Annotated in this window: 16 protein-coding genes, 2 tRNA genes and 3 pseudogenes; 8 read left to right on the forward strand and 13 right to left on the reverse strand. The window is 38.3% G+C overall.

Annotated elements, in window-relative coordinates:
- Window positions 1–42: 42 nt before the first annotated feature.
- The 3 genes from ACQ86H_RS02605 to feoB are packed head-to-tail and all read left to right on the forward strand — an operon-like array spanning window position 43 to window position 2,509.
- Window positions 43–258 carry a FeoA family protein gene (locus tag ACQ86H_RS02605; RefSeq protein WP_025145397.1) on the forward strand — a complete coding sequence of 72 codons (216 nt, stop codon included), beginning with the start codon at window positions 43–45 and terminating at the stop codon, window positions 256–258.
- 11 nt (window positions 259–269) lie between these two features.
- Complete coding sequence (locus ACQ86H_RS02610; protein WP_431293773.1) at window positions 270–944, forward strand: FeoB small GTPase domain-containing protein; 675 nt, start codon at window positions 270–272, stop codon at window positions 942–944.
- A 47-nt stretch (window positions 945–991) separates the two neighbouring features.
- Window positions 992–2,509, forward strand: a complete 1,518-nt coding sequence (gene feoB, locus ACQ86H_RS02615; protein WP_431295329.1) for a ferrous iron transporter B — start codon at window positions 992–994, stop codon at window positions 2,507–2,509.
- A gap of 638 nt (window positions 2,510–3,147) precedes the next feature.
- Here the strand turns inward: feoB and ACQ86H_RS02620 are convergent.
- Window positions 3,148–3,625: pseudogene (locus ACQ86H_RS02620) on the reverse strand (Lrp/AsnC ligand binding domain-containing protein).
- A gap of 156 nt (window positions 3,626–3,781) precedes the next feature.
- On the opposite strand from ACQ86H_RS02620, the gene ACQ86H_RS02625 reads away from it, so the two are divergent.
- The 3 genes from ACQ86H_RS02625 to ACQ86H_RS02635 all read left to right on the forward strand — a co-directional run bounded on the left by ACQ86H_RS02625 (window position 3,782) and on the right by ACQ86H_RS02635 (window position 5,273).
- Window positions 3,782–3,898: transfer RNA gene (locus ACQ86H_RS02625), tRNA-Asp, on the forward strand.
- A 70-nt stretch (window positions 3,899–3,968) separates the two neighbouring features.
- A tRNA-Asp gene (locus ACQ86H_RS02630) sits at window positions 3,969–4,113 on the forward strand.
- Window positions 4,114–4,259: 146 nt separating this feature from the next.
- Window positions 4,260–5,273, forward strand: a complete 1,014-nt coding sequence (locus ACQ86H_RS02635) for a LacI family DNA-binding transcriptional regulator (protein WP_431293774.1) — start codon at window positions 4,260–4,262, stop codon at window positions 5,271–5,273.
- Window positions 5,274–5,331: 58 nt separating this feature from the next.
- Here the strand turns inward: ACQ86H_RS02635 and frr are convergent, their stop codons facing one another.
- From frr to pnuC, 12 genes and pseudogenes are all read right to left on the reverse strand, one after another.
- Window positions 5,332–5,895 carry a ribosome recycling factor gene (frr, locus tag ACQ86H_RS02640; RefSeq protein ID WP_029279059.1) on the reverse strand — a complete coding sequence of 188 codons (564 nt, stop codon included), beginning with the start codon at window positions 5,893–5,895 and terminating at the stop codon, window positions 5,332–5,334.
- A 38-nt stretch (window positions 5,896–5,933) separates the two neighbouring features.
- Window positions 5,934–6,638 carry a UMP kinase gene (pyrH, locus tag ACQ86H_RS02645; protein WP_138818816.1) on the reverse strand — a complete coding sequence of 235 codons (705 nt, stop codon included), beginning with the start codon at window positions 6,636–6,638 and terminating at the stop codon, window positions 5,934–5,936.
- A gap of 141 nt (window positions 6,639–6,779) precedes the next feature.
- Window positions 6,780–7,253, reverse strand: coding sequence for a hypothetical protein (locus ACQ86H_RS02650; RefSeq protein ID WP_431293775.1), 474 nt, complete (start codon window positions 7,251–7,253; stop codon window positions 6,780–6,782).
- Window positions 7,254–7,585: 332 nt separating this feature from the next.
- Entirely contained in the window at window positions 7,586–10,048 is a 2,463-nt protein-coding gene (locus ACQ86H_RS02655; RefSeq protein WP_431293776.1) for a TonB-dependent receptor, read from the reverse strand.
- Between the two features lie 56 nt (window positions 10,049–10,104).
- Window positions 10,105–11,067 carry an MBL fold metallo-hydrolase gene (locus tag ACQ86H_RS02660; protein WP_431293777.1) on the reverse strand — a complete coding sequence of 321 codons (963 nt, stop codon included), beginning with the start codon at window positions 11,065–11,067 and terminating at the stop codon, window positions 10,105–10,107.
- A gap of 10 nt (window positions 11,068–11,077) precedes the next feature.
- Entirely contained in the window at window positions 11,078–12,169 is a 1,092-nt protein-coding gene (gene nagA, locus ACQ86H_RS02665; RefSeq protein WP_431293778.1) for an N-acetylglucosamine-6-phosphate deacetylase, read from the reverse strand.
- A 299-nt stretch (window positions 12,170–12,468) separates the two neighbouring features.
- A complete protein-coding gene (tsf, locus tag ACQ86H_RS02670; RefSeq protein WP_138818812.1) occupies window positions 12,469–13,314 on the reverse strand; it encodes a translation elongation factor Ts in 846 nt (281 codons plus the stop codon).
- A gap of 127 nt (window positions 13,315–13,441) precedes the next feature.
- Window positions 13,442–14,275, reverse strand: a complete 834-nt coding sequence (gene rpsB, locus ACQ86H_RS02675) for a 30S ribosomal protein S2 (protein ID WP_057931874.1) — start codon at window positions 14,273–14,275, stop codon at window positions 13,442–13,444.
- 18 nt (window positions 14,276–14,293) lie between these two features.
- Window positions 14,294–14,680: a 30S ribosomal protein S9 gene (rpsI, locus tag ACQ86H_RS02680; RefSeq protein ID WP_055913282.1), complete on the reverse strand. Its 387-nt coding sequence runs from the start codon at window positions 14,678–14,680 to the stop codon at window positions 14,294–14,296.
- A gap of 3 nt (window positions 14,681–14,683) precedes the next feature.
- Window positions 14,684–15,128: pseudogene (gene rplM / locus ACQ86H_RS02685) on the reverse strand (50S ribosomal protein L13).
- A 518-nt stretch (window positions 15,129–15,646) separates the two neighbouring features.
- A complete protein-coding gene (locus ACQ86H_RS02690; RefSeq protein ID WP_431293779.1) occupies window positions 15,647–16,180 on the reverse strand; it encodes an ORF6N domain-containing protein in 534 nt (177 codons plus the stop codon).
- A 56-nt stretch (window positions 16,181–16,236) separates the two neighbouring features.
- Window positions 16,237–16,910, reverse strand: a pseudogene (gene pnuC / locus ACQ86H_RS02695) (nicotinamide riboside transporter PnuC).
- A gap of 148 nt (window positions 16,911–17,058) precedes the next feature.
- Between pnuC and ACQ86H_RS02700 the strand changes: the two are divergent.
- Together ACQ86H_RS02700 and ACQ86H_RS02705 are read left to right on the forward strand one after the other, a co-directional pair.
- The gene (locus ACQ86H_RS02700) at window positions 17,059–18,138 is read left to right on the forward strand and encodes a mechanosensitive ion channel family protein (protein ID WP_431293780.1); all 1,080 of its coding nucleotides are present in this window, start codon (window positions 17,059–17,061) and stop codon (window positions 18,136–18,138) included.
- 359 nt (window positions 18,139–18,497) lie between these two features.
- Window positions 18,498–18,923, forward strand: coding sequence for a hypothetical protein (locus tag ACQ86H_RS02705; protein WP_431293781.1), 426 nt, complete (start codon window positions 18,498–18,500; stop codon window positions 18,921–18,923).
- Window positions 18,924–19,065 lie beyond the last annotated feature (142 nt).

Raw genomic sequence — 19,065 nt, forward strand, 5'->3', positions numbered from 1 at the left:
GAATAAATCTAAAGAAAGGTTAACTTGCGCCAAATTTAGCACATGAAACTGTCGCACCTAAAGATTGGAGAAAAAGGAACAATTGTAGCATTTACAGATTTAGATATGTCTGTAAAGTTAATGGAGATGGGTTGTTTGCCGGGCGAGGTGGTAGAGGTAGAGCGTTTTGCTCCGCTGGGCGATCCAATGGCGATCCGTGTTGCTGGTTATCAGCTTTGCTTGCGTAAAAGCGAAGCCGATGTAATCATTATACAATAAATAAGCTGGGTTTGGATATTAAAGTTGCGTTAGTTGGTAATCCCAATACAGGTAAATCTACTTTATTTAACCGTTTAACAGGGTTAAATCAGAAAATAGGAAACTTTCCAGGTATCACTGTCGATAAGAAAACTGGTTTTACGAAACTTACTGGCGACAAGGATGCCGAGATTATCGATTTACCCGGAACCTATAGCTTATATCCCAAAAGTTCTGATGAAAGTATCGTTTTTCAGGTACTTGCCGATAAAAATAACAATAGTCATCCCGATGTAATCGTATTGATTGCCGATGCCTCCAACCTGAAGCGAAACATGCTTTTGTATTCGCAGGTGGCCGATTTGGGCATCCCGATGATTTTAGCATTGAACATGATCGATCTTTCCACTAAACAAGGCATTGAGATCGACCTTGATAAACTTGCACAAAAATTGGGCGTTCAGGTGGTTTCCATTTCAGCAAGAAATAACATCGGAATTGATAAGTTAAAACAAGCCATTGCCAATACCAATAAAATTGCCACCCAGTTTCAGGATGTTGATGTGAATTTTCTGGCACCCGAAGCCATTAATGCCATCAAATCGAAACTGAATTCGGATAACGATTATTATGCCCTTCAGGTGCTTCACCAGCACGAATACCTTACTTTTTTACCGAAAAAGAGCAGGAAGAAATTGAAAAAATAGAGCAATCGCATCATTTCGAATCTTCCAAAGTTCAGGCAGCAGAAACGATTGCGCGTTACAAACACCTCAGCAGCATATTATCTGGTGTTGTGGTGGATAATGGTACAGAAAAGAAATTTTCTTTTAGCGATAAAATAGACGCGATCCTTACCCATAAAATATGGGGTTTCGCCATTTTCCTGTTGATCTTGTTCGTCATTTTTAATGCCATTTTTGCCTGGTCGTCTTATCCAATGGATTGGATTGAAGGTGGATTCGGTTATATTACCAATGTTGGTCACGAATATTTACCTGCCGGCATGCTTACCGACCTATTATTGGATGGCGTAATTGCAGGTTTAGGCGGTATTTTTGTTTTTATTCCACAGATTGCTATTCTCTTCGCATTCATATCCATTTTAGAAGATACGGGATATATGGCCCGTGTTACCTTCATGATGGATAAAATTATGAGTAAAGTTGGACTTAATGGTAAATCGGTAGTGCCGATGATTGGTGGTTTAGCCTGCGCAGTTCCATCTATTATGGCGGCCCGGAATATCGAAAACTGGAAAGACAGAATGATTACCATTATGGTTACCCCATTGGTAAGCTGTTCGGCAAGGCTTCCGGTGTATATTTTGATCATTTCCTTAATTATTCCTTCTCAAACCGTCCTGGGTATTTTTAATCTGCAGGGATTGGCCCTAATGGTAATGTACCTGGTAGGGATTTTTGCTGCGGTATTAGTGGCCTGGGTTATGAAATTCATCATCAAAACCAAAGAAAGATCGTATTTTATCATGGAATTGCCGGTTTACCGCATGCCAAGATGGAAAAATGTGTTCTACACCATGTACGAGAAATCGAAAACATTTGTGTTTGAGGCTGGTAAAGTAATTATTGCCATTTCCATCATCCTTTGGGTAATGGCTTCTTTTGGACCTGGAGGCCGCTTTGAAAGTATTGATAAAAAATATGAAACGGCATTGGCCGATACCTCAAAAAATACCGATCATATTAAAACTTTGGTAGCAACTGAGAAGTTGGAAAACTCTTATGTGGGTATTCTTGGTCATGCGATTGAACCTGTCATCCGCCCTTTGGGTTACGATTGGAAGATTGGTATTGGTTTAATTACTTCTTTTGCTGCCCGTGAAGCCTTTGTAGGTACCATGGCTACCATTTACAGTGTTGATGGAGGTGATGAGGATACAGGTACGATTAGAGAGCGTATGTCTGCCTCTAAGAACAGCCGTACAGGTTTGCCTGTTTACACTTTTTGCTACAGGTATTTCATTGATGCTTTTTTATGCTTTTGCCATGCAATGCATGAGTACAGTTGCTATAGTTTACCGCGAAACCAAAGGCTGGAAATGGCCGGTAATCCAATTGGCTTACATGACAGCTATGGCTTATGTTGCTGCGCTGGTTGCTTATCAGCTCCTGAAATAAATAGATCCGTCATTTCGAGCAGAGTGCAACGCAGCCGAGAAATCTGTCTCGATAAACCTGGCTCCAGACTTAATATCTCGGCTAAGCTAATAATAGTTTTTACAACGCATTATAGCGTTATGTCACCTTGAGCGTAGTTGAAGTACATTCGTTATCAAATATATATTATTAAAGGTTAGAAGAGCAATTCCTGTACAATTATCCAGGTTTCTTCCCGCTTTCCGTTTTATCCCGACTGAAAATGTCGGGATGCCCAATCCAATCGGGTCTAGGTGGGCGATAGGTGATACTATTTAATAGCGGGGTGCTTATTTGTACTTTCTCTAAACTTCGTTTTATCGCATTTGTCACCCTGAGCGTAGTCGAAGGGCCTCCTTATAAACATGATTATTAAGGGTAGGAGAGCAAGGCCTGTATAATTATTTGAGTTTGCTCCCGCTTTCCGTTTTACTTATCCCGATGAAATATCGGGATTGCGTGTTCACTCCAATCGGGTCTAGGTGGCCCATTAAGTGGTGCTCTTTTTGGCTGGTTGCTTAGCTGCGCCAATCTTTGTTTCTAAACCCGGTAGAAGCGGCAGCCCCCGATTGTAATTCGGGGCTATAGCGGATAACGGGGCTGCTCTTCCCGAAATCCCACCGAACGTTCATTTTCAAATAAAATCACTAAAGGTTTTTACCATATAAGACATATAAGGTCATCCAAGCTCAGGTATGATTACACAGATTGGGGTCCTTCACCTTTAATCTTTATGCTTTAGTCTTTCCGCTTATCCCAGTTCAATCTGCCGCTTAATGCTTTCTTCCAGTGATATTAAAGTCTCCGTACGCTGGATACCGTTCACCGCCTGTATTTCTTCGTTTAAAACGTGACGTAAGTGATTGGTATCCCTGCAAATAATTTTGGCAAACATGCTGTAGGCACTCCGTGGTGTAGTGTAATTCCACTACTTCTTTAATTTTGCTCAACTGTGAAACCGCATCCTTGTACTGGATTCCTTTCTCCAGGTAAATACCCAAAAAGGCACAAATATCGTATCCAGCCTTTTGCGGATCGATGATAAGATGAGAACCTTTTATAATCCCCATTTCCTGCAGTTTCTTCATTCTAACGTGTATCGTTCCGCCAGAAACAATCAGATCTTTAGCGATTTCTGTATAGGGTTTAGTGGCATCCTGCATCAATTGTTTCAGTATATCGATGTCGAGGTTGTCAATTTCTAAATTGGAATTGTCTTTTTTAAGCATATTTTTGAATTATGATAAGCAAATTTAACAATATTTATCAATATTATAAAAATAAAATTAAATGTTTAAAATATTTGCAAGGTATTGGTTGTTCCTTTACATTTGTATCAAGCAATTAACAAAAAGGAAACGTTCTTTCAAAATTGCATAACATAATGTAGGGTGGTGAAACAGGCAGACACACCTCCTTGTCTCGGTGGCGGAGAATAATGGGAATATACCGGTTTCGGTACTAACCACTCCTTGAAGGTTCGATTCCTTCCCCTACAGCCAGTTCAGTTAACAATTTACAGTTAGCAGTTTAAACTGAAAATTGGAAATTGAAAACTGTCAACTTTTAAAATGTTGGGTGGTGAAATTGGCAGACACGCCTCCTTGTCTCGGTGGTGGGGAATAATGGGACAAACGCAGTTTATTGGGTTGACCACAAATTAATTTTTTGAACTGTAGCTAACTACCCCTTGAAGGTTCGACTCCTTCCCCAACAGCATTTTTTATGAATAATAAGTTAGTTAATCGAGCAATCCTGGATAGGTTGCTCTTTTTCTTTTTAGGCTAAGTTTTTTCATATCCATCATATATTTATAGTAATATTGTTATATTACCAATCAAATTTATTCGTTCAATGCCTGTGATGAAGAAACGCATTTCAATTAAAGATATCGCTAAACAATTAAATATTTCCATTACAACCGTGTCGTTTGTAATTAATGGAAAAGCCAGAGAGAAAAACATTAGCGAATCGCTTACTAAAAAGGTTTTAGACCTTGTGGCTGAATTAAATTACCAGCCTAATGCTCTTGCCACAAGTTTAAGAACAGGCAAAACAAAAATTATAGGTTTCCTGGTTGATGACATTTCTGAGCCTTTTTTCTCTGGTATAGCACGCCGAATTGATGAAATTGCTTCAAGCCTTGGTTATAAAATTCTTTTTAGCAGTACCAGAAACGATACCGGGAAGGCAATAGAACTGTTGCAGATTTTTAAAGACAGGCATGTTGATGGCTATATTATGGCCTTACCTGAGGGATTGGAAGAAGAAGTTAAAAAATTGATTCAAACAGATGCTCCCGTAGTGCTTTTCGATCGGTATGTACAAGATGTTAAAACAGATTATGTAATAATCGATAATCTAAACAGCACCTACGAAGCTACTGAGCACCTCATTAAAAATAATTACAAAAAAATAGGGTTTGTAACCATCGATACCTTACAACAACAGATGGTAGACCGTTTGGCCGGTTATGAAAGCGCTGTCGGAAAATATAAATTGCCGTCAATTGTAAAGAAGATCAAATATGTAAACTCTGCCGATTCCATTGAGGAGATGATAAAATTTTTTAAAGAGGAGCAGCTAGATGCGGTAGTTTTTGCAGCTAACTACATCTGCTTGGATGGCTTAAGAACTTTTAGAAAATTAGGTATTCAGATCCACAAAGATATAGCGGTTGTTTCTTTTGATGATTTCGAAATCCTGGAATTTTGTGAACCTGCGGTTACGGCTATAGCACAGCCTCTTGAGGCCATTGCAGAAAACGTGATGAAGATTTTATTGAATAAGCTTAAAAAAGCTGGCAAATCTATCGAAAACATGCAGGTCTCGTTACCTACCGTCTTAAACGTTAGAGGCTCAAGCGCAAAGAAATAAAGCAATAAAAAAGGGAATAGATTTAAGTCCATTCCCCTCCGATTTTATATTGAACAGATTAAACTGTCATTACATCTTTTTCTTTGGCTTCGGCATGTTTGTCAACCTTGATGATATAGGCATCGGTTAATTTTTGTACTTCGCCTTCACCTGTTTTAATCTCGTCATCAGAAACACCTTCACCTTTCAGTTTTTGAATTTTGGTATTGGCATCCTTACGGATGTTACGAACGGTAATTCGGCCTCTTTCGGCTTCCTCCTTCACTTTTTTCACTAAGTCTTTTCTACGCTCTTCTGTTAAAGGCGGTACAACCAGGCGGATAACAATGCCATCATTTTGTGGATTGATACCAATGTTAGCTACCTGAATAGCTTTTTCAATTGCAGTTAAAAGTGATTTTTCCCAGGGTTGGATTACGATTGTTCTGGCATCAGGCGTATTAATGCTGGCTACTTGTGATAGTGCTGTAGCTGCGCCATAATAATCTACGAAAATACCATCCAACATTCCAGCTGATGCTTTACCAGCTCTGATTTTAGTTAATTCAGATTCACAATGATCGATTGCTCTATCCATTGCAGATTGGGCATCCATTAATTGTAATTGTATGAGGTCGTTCATAATTGTGTGTATTTCTACGAAAATAATAATTTTATTCCTTATTTAACCAGGGTTCCAATAGGTTCGCCACTAGCGATTTTCATGAAATTGCCATGTTTGTTCATATCAAACACAATAATCGGCACTTGGTTTTCTTCACAAAGAGTAAAGGCTGTCATATCCATTACATTAAGGCCTTTATCGTACACTTCTCTGAAAGAAATTTCTTCGTATTTAGTGGCTAACGGGTCTTTTTCAGGATCTGCGGTATAAATTCCATCAACACGCGTTCCTTTTAAAACAACATCAGCTTTGATTTCGATAGCTCGTAAAGCAGCAGCAGAATCAGTTGTGAAGTATGGGTTTCCGGTACCTGCACCAAAAATAACCACACGGCCTTTTTCTAAATGTCGAACAGCCCTTCTGCGGATAAATGGTTCGCAGATCTGCTCCATTTTAATTGCGGTAAGTAAACGTGTTTTAATCCCAACTTTTTCTAAAGCATCTTGTAAGGCCATAGAGTTAATTACTGTAGCCAACATGCCCATATAATCGGCCTGTGCTCTGTCCATCCCACTTTTTTCGGCGCTTAAGCCCCTAAAAATATTCCCTCCTCCAATTACGATTGCGATTTCTAAACCTTTATCGTGTACGGCTTTGATATCTTCAGCGTATTGCTTAACGCGTTCATTATCAATACCGTATTGTTTTTCGCCCATTAGCGATTCTCCACTAAGCTTAAGTAGGATGCGTTTATATTTCATGGCCCCAAAAATATTAACAATTTTTTACTTACGGGCTATCGTTTTTAATAATTGATGTAAATTGTTTATTGGATTTTACCTGGCAAACAATAAAAGCTCCTGTTACAGAGCTTTTATTGTGAAAAAGATACGGATCGCGAATTAATTAAAAATGTAACGCACACCAAATTGTGCCTGCCAACGCGAAATCTGATCAGTAATATTTTTGTATGTTGTGGTATATGGCGTTAAATTGGCCTTATCCTGATAAGGGAATGAATATGTAGGCTTCCCTGATGTAGCATCTAAACCTTTATAAGCCAACAATACAGCGGTATTGTAAGTTGATAATGGGATATTTGGCGTTTGATATAAGCCCCAATCACTATTTAACAGGTTCCCAAGGTTAATGATATCCAATGTAAACTGAAGCGTGTTTCTCTTGCCTTTCTGACCAACAAAAAAATCTTGTGCAATGTGTAAATCTGCCCTTTTAAAGTACGACATGATGGCGCCATTTCTCTTTGCAAATTCACCCCTGTGTTTACTAAGATAGCTATCTTGAGTAATATAGGCGTTCAACTGGTTCCAGATCTGATCCTGGGTACGCGTATCGCCAGCAAAATCAGGAACCAAAGTAATATCACCTTTGTTTTGTGGAATGTAAACTAAATCGTTCGCGCCACCATCGTTATTGATATCGCCAGATGAAACATAACTGAATGCGCCGTTATTGGCCGATTCGAAGATTAAACCTATAGTGGTAGCCGCATGTTTAAAATACTCTTTTTTATAGCTTAAGGAAGCAATAACCCTGTTCGGCTGGATAAAATTGGTATTGGCTAAAACATCCGAATTTGCATCGCCGGAAATTGCCCTTTGCGACCAGATTGAACTTGCAGTAGAACCACCGTCGTTTACAGATTTCGATTGACTGTAAGTATAAGCTACACTTGCATTAAATCCACTTAAAAAGATTTTTGCAACTGACCTGTAATGAAGTAAGAATAGCCTTTTTTGGTATTCTGCATATAAATAAATGGTGAAATCGATGGATTTGCTGCTGTAGTACCTGTATGTGTAGATTTTACGGTATAACGCTGCTGACCTTCAATACCAGGAAGAGTATTTAAGCCGGTTGAATTGTTTGGTAATGCCGCGTTAGAAAAGTTTACGGCATTGATATCTTTAGTATAGGATGCTTCTAAAGTGGCAATAATGCCCATTGGTAATTTTTGGTCAACTGCTACGTTTGTTCTCCAGATCTGTGGGTATTTAAAATCTTTCGAAGCTGCATCTACCTCATAAGAAGTATTGGCTGATGCGGTACCAGGTAAAGGACGGTTGGCATTCACATTCGGATTAAAAATCAAACGTGGATCGCCAGCGGTAGAAACGGTACTTGAGCTAAATAATGTTCCGGTATTAGAGGCCTGGTTAGAGATCCAAACATAAGGCACCTGACCAGTAAAAATTCCGGTTCCACCACGTAGCTGTGTAGTTTTATCGCCAAAAACATCATAATTAAAGCCTACACGTGGCGAGAACAATAATTTCTTGTTCGGGAATTTAGAAATGTCTACCTGCAATCCATTCTGGAAGGTTAAAGCAGCCAAATTTGGGTTTGGATCCAGTTTGGTAGGGAAATAAGTATAATCGGCACGGATACCATAGGTTAATTTAAAATTATCACTCACCTGATATTTATCCTGTGCATATAGGCTTAAGTTGTAAGAAGACATTTTTGCGAATGGAAATGATCCATCGGCCAATGCCGAGTTGCGGTATGAATAACTTACCGCGGGCTGGTTATTGATAAAATCATCAGCTGTTCTAAAATAATACAAGCCGTTATAATTTGGGGCAAAACCATTCAAGAATTTGTTTAACTGGTTGCTGGTACCGATGGTGATTTCGTGTTTACCGGCATAGATCGAGAAATCATCAGAGAACTGATAAATGTCGGAGTTTAACAGGTTGTTAGCGGTAAAAACTTCATAACCAAAACTGGTTAAAATACCACCGTTTCCATTACCGATATCAACCATTGGCAGTTCAGCACCGTTTGAAGCGCGGAAATCTCTCAAGGCTGAATAACCCAATGTTAATTTGTTTGACATATTATTGCCAATCCTGGTGTTTAACTCCACAATGCCAATATTAAAGTTATTGTTGATCGTATAACTAGAACCAAAATAAGGCATAGAAGTTGAAGAAGGTGAGCGGCTACCGTTTAAGCCTGCGGGAATACCCGAGCCACTGGCAACAACCTGTCTGTTCGATTTCAGGTAGAAATATTTTGCACTTAAGGTATTGTTTGCATTGATGTTCCAATCTATTTTTGCCGTGATTTTATCACTCTGTGTTTTGTAAGGATAATTTTCGTAAGGACCGGTTGCATAGTTGTATTTACTCATTAAATAGTTCGATAAACGATCTAATGTAGCGGCATCTGCTGTTGAAACATTTGCACCCGATAAACCTGATCTTGATGCGACGAACGAAGTTGCAGGTGTACTGATCCTTTCCTGTTCACCGGAAACAAAGAAGAATAATTTGTCTTTAATAATCGGTCCACCGATATTTAAACCACGTTGATTGTAGCTAAAATCAACAACAGGTATTTTGGTTACCCCGGCAGAGTATCCGGTTAAATCAGTTCCCCTGGTATAGTAATACGCCGAACCCTTAAAATTATTTGTTCCTGATTTTACAATGGTATTAATACCCGCGCCAGTAAAAGATCCCTGGCGGACATCATAAGGCGCAATATCTACCTGGATCTGCTCAATCGCATCTAACGAAATCGGTTGCGAATTCGCCTGTCCACCCAAACTGCCCGACAATCCGAACGAGTTGTTGAATAAGGCTCCATCAACCGTTAAGTTATTGTAAGAACCACTTCTGCCACCGAAACTTAAGCCCCCAACTGTTGTAGAGTTTGCAGACGGCGTTAATTTGGTGAAATCAGATAATGAACGGCTGATGGTTGGTAAATTATCAATCTGCTGTCTTGTAATGGTTTCCCTTGCGCCGGTACGTGAGGAGTTAATGACCTTGTCCTGAGTTCCTTTTACTACAACATCGGCCAGGTTTTGCGAGGTTTCGGTAAGCGATGCGTCAACTCTTAAATCTTCCCCAATGGTTGTGTTCAGGTTTTCTTTAACCAGTTCGTTGTAGCCGACGTAACTAATTTTAATCGTATATGGCCCGCCAACACGTACATTGGGCAGGTTATACCTCCCGTCCGCCCTGGTTAGCGTTGAGTATTTTGTGCCCGAAGGAATATGTATGGCGGTAACTGTTGCACCGGGTATTACCCCTTTTTGATCTTTAACCGTACCAATAAATGATGCCGTAGTTACCCCTTGTGCAAAACCGTAGATGGTTAAGGCAAACACAAAAGTTATTAATAATATAAGTCTTTTCATCAGTCTTTTTTTTGACAAAAATACACTGACTTACTGCTGCTTATGTTCTGTTTATATTAATTAATTGTTAAGCGCCTACCTTGTTCCGGGAAGATTAATTTTAAACCTTTTATATTTCCCGAAATCAATTGTTGTTTTACTTTTTCTGCAGACTGAAATGGGGGTTTGGTATGGGTTACAATAAAAGAAACTTTCCTAAATGCTTTCTCATTAATTAAAGCTTCAAGTTTCGACAGCTCGCTAAAGAAAAGTTTTGGTGTGAGGTGCCCGAACAATTGTTTATCGGGCTGTTCGTTAGGGAAAGAAACCTCTATAAAGATAGCTTTTAGCTGGCCCGCATTAATCAGCGGTGCTATATTTTGCCATAAGCTGGCCAGTTTATCTGATTTTTCAATTTCATCGGCGCCGGTATCTCCCAGATAAAGTACATAACTATCATCATGGCTGATTAGAAAAGCAGTACTTTTATAAGGATTACCATGGCTCAGTTCAAAAGCTTTTACTTTCATTTCTGTGCCCGCTAACGGATAAGTATTGCCTTCAATCAGTGGGAAATAGGTATACTTTTTTAGCTGTGGTTTTTCGCCTTCGTTAGCAAAATTGGCCCATGCATCCCATGTAAAATATTTATCCCTTAAAATATTGAGGACAGAGGGTAAGCCATAAATGTTTTTGGCCGTATCTGCCGGCGAATTGATAATCAGGCCAGCTAAATGGTCCAGGTGACCATGGGAGATGAGATAACCTTTAATCTGCTTGCGCTGGATTTCTTCGCTATTGCCTTTTAAAGATTTAAAATCAATTGCTTTTTGGATGCCTGCGTTTATGGTTCCCGCATCAAGGCAAACATATTGGTCACTTCCTTTTGGAGTTATCATATACGATGATAAATTGCTCTCATCATCCCCACCTTTTACACCAAGCGGAATGATGGTAAACGCAGAACCGGTTCCCTGCGCCCACAAATTACTTGCATAAATGGATACAAAGATAATTGCTGGAAGAATTCTTTTGAACATGTTGGTTTGATTATACCGTTTTACCTTTAAAAATAACCTCTTTTAAGTTTAGTGTATCATCAAGCACCACTAAATTTGCCTGCTCGCCAGCTGCGATATTTGCCGTTAAGCTTTCGATTCCGATTAATTTTGCAGGATAACTTGTTCCCATTTTAACTGCATCATTTAAACTGATGCCACAGTGTATTACACAGTTTTTAACGGCTTCTAACATCGTTAGCGATGAGCCTGAAAGTGTACCATCGGGCATCGCAAATTTGTTTCCTTTTTCAATATGCTGATAAGGACCGGTTGAACAGGCTGTAACGGCATCAGTGATCAGGAATAAACGCTCTTTCAATATTTTCTGCGCAAATTTAACCACTTCAAAATCTACATGTTGCCCGTCAACGATAATACTGGTCATAGCCTTATCATGACTGAAAAGAGCAGTTGGTATGCCGGGTTCGCGGTGGTGTATCGGACTCATGGCATTAAAAAGATGTGTGGTAGTCTGAATCCCTTTGTTATAAGCTGCTGTAGCTTCTTCGAAAGTTGCGTTGCTATGCCCAAGCGAAACAATCACGCCGTTATCCAATAGATATTGGATAACTTCATCATCTTGAATTTCTGGGGCTATCGTCATCATTTTAATAACACCATCACCAAAATCAATTAGACTCTTAATTTCATCGAGTGAAGCTTTCCTTACAAATTCAGGCACATGGGCACCCAAACGTTTTGGATTCAAAAATGGACCTTCTAAGTGTAGCCCAAGGCAATTTTTTGCAGATGATCGATGTGCTTTGGCTGCTTTGATACACTCATTAAAAACTTCCGGAGAATTTGTTGCCATACAAGCTAAAAAGCCTGTTGTTCCTTTTTTAAGCAGGTCATCTTCCATTATGATTAATGATTCTACAGTTGGATCGGCAGAAAATAATCTGTCGCCTGCTCCATAAATCTGTAAATCTATAAAGCCTGGTACAACAAGTAAGCGCCCATTTTCAGTATTGCTACTTCCTTTAACAGCTGAAATGATATCACCATCGATGATGATGTCTTGATTCTTTTTTAAATCGTTGCCCTTAAAATAGGAGGTGTTGGAAATTACTTTAGGCATATCAAACTTTTGAGTGAATTTAATCTTATACGGCTAAAGTTAAATATTGTGACTATATATTTGGATAATAAGATGAAATAACCAAATAAATGAAATCAGCCCAATAGAAGAAGTTGCAGGCTCAGCCAGGTTAAATCTGTCTTCATAGATCTCTCCTTTTTACTGTGTTTCAGTCGAGATGAAAACATCTTTTATTGAAGTGCAGAATGGTAGTAGCAGAGATGAGGGCCATGCTTTAGAATTATTGGGCAAAAAAAAGCTCCAATTTCTTGGAGCCTTTTTAATATGTTTTCTTTTGCTTATGCACCTAATTGTACGCGTTTGAAAGCAGATACAGTTAATCCTTTAGCAGTATTATCTAAGAATTTACGAACATCTACAGAACTATCTTTTACAAACTCCTGATTTAATAAAGTACTGTCTTTGTAGAATTTGTTCAATTTACCAGCAGCAATTTTCTCAACCATTTCTTCTGGTTTGCCTTCTTGACGAATAACGTCTTTCGCAATTTCAATTTCACGTTGAATAGTAGCCGGATCAACTCCGTCTTTATCAACAGCAACTGGGTTCATTGCAGCAATCTGCATAGCAACATCTTTACCAGCTTCAGTAATATCTACGCCATTAGCGCCTTCAAATACCACTAAAACACCCATTTTACCATTAGAGTGGATGTAAGAAACGATTTTTTCACCAGATATATTTGCGTATTCCTGAATAACGATTTTCTCTCCGATTTTTCCGGTTAGTTCAGTTATGGTTTCGGCAACTGTACGTCCATCTTCCAAAGTGATCGCTGATAACTCTTCAGTGGTAGCAGGATTGTTGGCAACTGCTGCAGCTAAAACAGCCTGAGCCAGGTTACGGAAATCTTCAACTTTAGAAACTGGTTCAGTTTCACAAGCTAAAGCAACTAATTTACCATTTGTACCATCCGCTGAAACAGCGATTGATACTAAGCCTTCTGAAGTAGCATTACCAGAACGAGCGGCAGATACTTTTTGACCTTTTTTGCGCAATAAATCAACAGCAGCTTCGAAATCGCCATTAGCTTCTAATAATGCTTTTTTGCAATCCATCATACCAGCACCAGTTTGTTGGCGTAGTTTATTTACATCAGCGGCAGTAATTTGTACTGTAGACATTTTATTTCCTTTTTAAATTTACAATCTTGTTATAACAATTACAGGTTACAAGTTACAAGCGCCAAGTTAAACTCATGTTAAGCTAACTTAAAACCTGAAACCAGTAACCTGCAATTAAAAAATATTACTATTCTTCTGTTTTAGTTTCTTCTGATGCTGACGCTTCAACTTCTGCTTCAGCAGCTTTTTTACGTCTTGGCTCTTTTGCTTCCGGAGCATCAGCCGCAGCTTTAGCAGCTACCGCTTCTTTTTCAGCCTCATCATCTTTTTCGCGTTTACGCTCGTCTAAACCTTCTTCAATAGCTTTGATAATTACATCAGTAATTAAAGAGATTGATTTTGTAGCATCATCATTCGCTGGGATAGGGAAGTCGATGTTAGAAGGATCAGAGTTAGTATCAACCATCGCAAAAGTAGGGATGTTTAATTTTAACGCTTCAGTAACTGCAATGTGTTCTTTCTTAACATCAATTAAGAATAATGCTGCAGGTAAACGGTTTAAATCAGCAATACCACCTAAAAGTGATTCTAATTTAATACGCTCACGTTGAATCATTAAACGCTCTTTTTTAGATAAGATTGAATAAGTACCATCTTTAGTCATTTTATCGATGTTAGACATCTTTTTGATTGACTTGCGAACAGTAGCAAAGTTAGTTAACATACCACCTAACCAACGCTCGGTTACGAAAGGCATGTTTACTTTTTTCGCTTGTTCAGCTACGATTCCTTTTGCTTGTTTTTTTGTTGAAACAAATAATACTTTACGACCTGATTTTACGATTTGTTTAATCGCAGCCGCAGCTTCTTCAGTTTTAGTTAAAGTTTTATTTAAATCTATAATGTGAATTCCATTACGCTCCATGAAAATGTAAGGAGCCATTTTTGGATTCCATTTACGGGTAAGGTGACCAAAGTGTACACCTGCATCCAATAAGTCTTGATAAGTTGTTCTTGCCATTGTTCTTGCCTCCTGTGATTAACGTTTACTGAATTGGAATTTCTTACGGGCTTTAGCACGTCCTGGTTTTTTACGCTCAACCATACGCATATCACGCGTCATCAGGCCTTTAGCACGTAATGCAGGTTTTTTCTCCGCATCTAGTTCAACAATCGCTTTAGCAATAGCTAAACGAACAGCTTCTGCTTGTCCTTTTACTCCACCACCTTGTACATTTACAGTGATATCATAACGACCAGTAAGCTCAGAAACTTCTAAACTTTGGTTTACGATATATTGCAAAGGTAAAGTTGGGAAATATACTTTGTGATCTTTACCGTTAACGGTAATTGCGCCAGCACCATCTTTTAAGTAGATACGTGCAACAGCTGTTTTTCTTCTTCCTGAAGTGTTAGTAACTGACATTTCTTAAAGTTTAATGGTTTTTGGAGATTGAGCTGCATGAGGATGAGTTTCACCAGCATACACAAAAAAGATTGGTGTATAATTTTTTACCCAATTTAGTTTTCGGTAACATACCACGTACCGCTTTCTCAATTACACGTTGAGGGTGTTTCGCCATTAACTCCTTAGGAGAAATAAAACGTTGACCACCTGGATAACCAGTATAAGAAACATATTGCTTTTCGCTGAATTTGTTTCCTGTCAATTTAACCTTGTCTGCATTGATAACAATTACGTTATCGCCGCAATCTACGTGTGGGGTGTACTCAGGCTTGTTTTTACCACGGATGATCATAGCGATCTTCGATGACAAGCGCCCCAAAATCTCGCCTTGCGCATCAACAACAATCCACTGTTTGTTAACAGTTTTCGCATTGGCCGAGACAGTTTTGTAACTTAACGTATTCACTTGCTTGTATTTAATTTATTAAACAATTTATTATTCCCATTAAATTTGGGACTGCAAAGATAGATAGAATACTTTTATTATCAAATAGTTGAAGAGAAAAATTTTGATATTAAATTATCGTCATTGCGCAGCGCGCAACAATGTGGCAATCTAATTGTTGCTTTTTGTAAAGCAAAACCTGTGGCTCTTCAGGTTGTTCCAGCCGGGCTTTTCGCTAAATTTTTTAAATGCTGCTGTTATGCTGAGGTACGAAGCATCTGTTTCATCGACTGCAGATTCTTCGTGCCTACCATTGATAGACTCCAATAGAATGGTCGTCATCTCGACTGTAGCGCAGCGAAATGGAGAGATCTTTGGACCGAGTTTGATTTTATAAAATAAATTATCCCTCATAATGACATTGTGAACGAAGCCAATGCAAATTTCAAAGGATATCGCTGCAATCTCGTTTAAAAGAAAACTGGCTAGTACAATTATTAAAGGTTAGGGGGTAAGTGCATAGATATTAATGCTATCTCTTACAAATCATCAGGCATATAGCCAATCCTTTTTCTTGGTCCAATTTTCTTATCAATGAGTTTATCCAGATAGGTAAAAACCAATTCGATGTTTTTATCCTGATTACTCACTTTTTGTTTGATTTCTTCGATTTCAAGTTTAAGCTCACCGCTGTCAATAATGAATTGGCGTATTCGGGAGAAAATTCTAACAATCTGAATATTTACCTGAATGGCTTGTTTGCTGTTTAATACACTTGAAAGCATGAGGATGCCATGTTCGGTAAAAACAAAGGGAAGTTTTCTTCTTCCTCCCCAACTTGAAGTCGCAATTTGCGACTTCAAGTTTAACCACTCTTCATCAGTGAGTTGAAACATGAAGTCTTCAGGGAATCGATCTGAATTTCTACCAACTTGCTCATTAAGGCGTTTAGTCTCTACACCGTAAAGCTCTGCCAGATCGCTGTCTAGCATCACTTTTAGACCTCTTAGCTCGTAAATTTTATTAACTACAATATTGTCAGGGATGATAGGAAGCACTTGTTTAGCTGTCATATCATTTTTGGATTTAAATTGAAGATACAAAAAAATAGATTATTTATATCAATATGCTAAAATTCCTTTTGTGGAGTTTTAGCATAACTTCTATATTCTTTAACCCAATGCCGCAAGGCAAAAGCAGCAATAATGGTAAAAATGAAATATTCGACCCCCATGAATTTAATTCCTTTTAGAAAATAAAGATAAGTGGCTACAATATCGATAATCAGCCAGATAATCCAGCATTCCACTCTTTTCTGAATCATCAGAAAAGTGGTGATCACACTCATTACAAAAATAAATGAATCAATAAAAGGGTATGCGCTGGGTAAGTTAAATAATAGAGGCAGCCAGTTGTGTAGCTGGCTGGCCAGGATACCCATCAGTAAAGTACCAATAATGCCAATTGCCAATAAGATCAAAAATTGACTTAGGGGCATAAAACTGATTTTGAGTTCATTATTTTTATCTTCTTCTCCGGGTTTTGGATTTGTCCATCGCCACCAACCCATAATGTTGGTTACAAAAAGAAAACCATTAAAAACATATCGGGGTAAAGCTGGCTTTGGTAATATAGAAAGGCTGATAAGAATACATTGACGATACCCATGGGCCAGCTCCAAACGCTGGCTTTTGCTGAAAGTATAACGGAAATAATCCCGGTAATTACAGCAAAGAATTCTAAATAGCTCATTTTATAGCCAAGAACTTTGAAAAAAATACTGTGGGCATCGAAAAAATCCATCTTTCTCTTTTAAAAAATCTACAAGATACTAATGTAAATAATTTATTTGCGGCTCTTGCTTTTCTATTGGCAAACAATCCCAAAATATAGCTGTTATAAGAGTATCTATTGGCTTATCGCCGTATTTATTAACCAGCAAATTTCGTGTATGCAGTATATCGACCAGATTTTCGGTTATCCCATTCCTTTATTTTTCAAGAACCTGATTATTGGTTTAGCAGCAGTTTTGCTCGGTATAATCATCAAATTTATCATCCACAAAACTTTTATCCTGCTTTCGCGTTGGTGGGATTTCATCATTATAAAATCTACAATTAAACATTTAAGAAGGCCGGTTGCGGTTTTTATCCCATTGTTATTGCTTAATTTCTCACTTACATTGATGGAGATGTCGCCCACATTTAGGTTGCCGATTACTAAAGCATTGGAAATTGCTTTAACCATTACTTTCGCATTAATATTGGTGCGTTTAATAAATGTACTGGAGGATTATTTTTACCTTAAATACGATCTGAATAAAGAAAACAACCTTAAAGAGCGGAAAATAAGGACACAGTTGCAGTTTGTAAGGAAATTTATCGTTTCGCTCATCATTTTAATTACAGCAGCCATTATTTTATTGAGTTTTGATAGTATGCGCAAAATTGGAGCGGGTTTGCTTACTGGGGTTGGGATAGGGGGAATTATCATTGGTTTTGCCGCGCAAAAATCGCTTGGCAATTTATTGGCAGGCTTTCAGATTGCCTTTACGCAGCCGATCAGGATTGATGATGTTTTAATTGTAGAAGGTGAATGGGGTAAGGTAGAGGAAATAACCCTAACTTATGTGGTTATCAATATATGGGATCAACGCAGGTTAATTTTGCCGATAACCTATTTTATCGAAAAACCATTTCAAAATTGGACGCGTGTTTCGGCCGATTTGCTTGGAACGGTTTTTTTATATATGGATTATACCATCCCAATTGAACCACTTCGGAAAGAACTTACCAGGCTCTTAAATAATAATCCCCTGTGGGATAAAAGAGTAGATGTTGTACAAGTGACTGACACCAATAAAGATGGTTCGATTGAAATCAGGTTTTTGATGAGTGCTTCAAATTCCTCCAGGGCTTTTGATTTACGTTGCCATGTAAGAGAAGCCATGATCACTTTCATCCAGAATAACTACCCTGATAGTTTACCTAAAACAAGATTAGAACATCGGGATAAATTTGCTGGTTTGTAGTTTTTACAATGTAAAACAAGTAAGTCATTTTTTCTGTGTAAAAGCAGCTGGTTTAAGAACTTCTGAAAACTGATCACCCGGATGTTGCGATTAAGGAATTTGTGCCGTAAAGATAGGCATCTTAAAACCCGCTAAGTTTACGTTATCTGATTTTTAAAATCCGTGATTTGAAAGAATAATCAGGATAATTTTTAGCACAGGCAGTTATCAAAACATTTTAAAACTACCTAAAAGTAGGTAGTTTTATTTACCTGAAATATAGTGTTTTGATTATAGCAATAGGTTTTGGCATTTTTTTGGCACCTGTAATAAGAAAACAACTAAAAATCTATGAAAAAAATTCAAAATTATTATCTATTGTGCTTGTTCTGGCGTTATTATTTTCTTGTAAAAAAGATTCGGAAACCACTCCTGCAGCAAATGGTAAAACCGCAAAGTTTACCATCACTGCAAACGGAGTGAACTCGTCTGATGACTACGTTTCTTTCGTGATTGTAGGCGGTGATACTAAAGGCACTAAAACCATCTGGAAGGTAAATGGAGTGACCAGAAATAATGAAGCTGCTATTTCTTTAGGGAAAGACGATTTCACGGGAAGCACCAAAACCTATGTAATTGAGACTGTATTGCCAGTTGATGTAATTACTGCCGGCGTGCAGTGCATTAACTTTAATGCCAGTTATCAGATCAGCTATAAAGCGGAGATAAATGGCAAAGTGATCACTAATGATGATGGTGTTACAGTCGATGTTAATAAAGATTATACTCACCAATTCGACTATTAATCGCTCATTGTTAAATTTCCTCGCTGAAGCGGCACAGGCCAAGTTTTGTGCCGCTCAGTACCGATGATAGTTAATCCTTTTGAACTGTCATTCGGTTAAGTTAATATCTCGTTCTACAGTCGAAACGATAAAAGGCATATTA

It is taken from the genome of Pedobacter sp. P26 (assembly GCF_050632135.1).
Classification (GTDB): domain Bacteria; phylum Bacteroidota; class Bacteroidia; order Sphingobacteriales; family Sphingobacteriaceae; genus Pedobacter.

What these genes read in the sequence shown, in the direction of transcription:
- ACQ86H_RS02605 (WP_025145397.1), top strand. Translation starts at nt 43, where the DNA reads ATGAAACTGTCGCACCTAAAGATTGGAGAAAAAGGAACAATTGTAGCA.
- ACQ86H_RS02635 (WP_431293774.1), top strand. Translation starts at nt 4,260, where the DNA reads ATGAAGAAACGCATTTCAATTAAAGATATCGCTAAACAATTAAATATT.
- frr (WP_029279059.1), bottom strand. Translation starts at nt 5,895, where the DNA reads ATGAACGACCTCATACAATTACAATTAATGGATGCCCAATCTGCAATG.
- pyrH (WP_138818816.1), bottom strand. Translation starts at nt 6,638, where the DNA reads ATGAAATATAAACGCATCCTACTTAAGCTTAGTGGAGAATCGCTAATG.
- ACQ86H_RS02655 (WP_431293776.1), bottom strand. Translation starts at nt 10,048, where the DNA reads ATGAAAAGACTTATATTATTAATAACTTTTGTGTTTGCCTTAACCATC.
- ACQ86H_RS02660 (WP_431293777.1), bottom strand. Translation starts at nt 11,067, where the DNA reads ATGTTCAAAAGAATTCTTCCAGCAATTATCTTTGTATCCATTTATGCA.
- nagA (WP_431293778.1), bottom strand. Translation starts at nt 12,169, where the DNA reads ATGCCTAAAGTAATTTCCAACACCTCCTATTTTAAGGGCAACGATTTA.
- tsf (WP_138818812.1), bottom strand. Translation starts at nt 13,314, where the DNA reads ATGTCTACAGTACAAATTACTGCCGCTGATGTAAATAAACTACGCCAA.
- rpsB (WP_057931874.1), bottom strand. Translation starts at nt 14,275, where the DNA reads ATGGCAAGAACAACTTATCAAGACTTATTGGATGCAGGTGTACACTTT.
- rpsI (WP_055913282.1), bottom strand. Translation starts at nt 14,680, where the DNA reads ATGTCAGTTACTAACACTTCAGGAAGAAGAAAAACAGCTGTTGCACGT.
- ACQ86H_RS02690 (WP_431293779.1), bottom strand. Translation starts at nt 16,180, where the DNA reads ATGACAGCTAAACAAGTGCTTCCTATCATCCCTGACAATATTGTAGTT.
- ACQ86H_RS02700 (WP_431293780.1), top strand. Translation starts at nt 17,059, where the DNA reads ATGCAGTATATCGACCAGATTTTCGGTTATCCCATTCCTTTATTTTTC.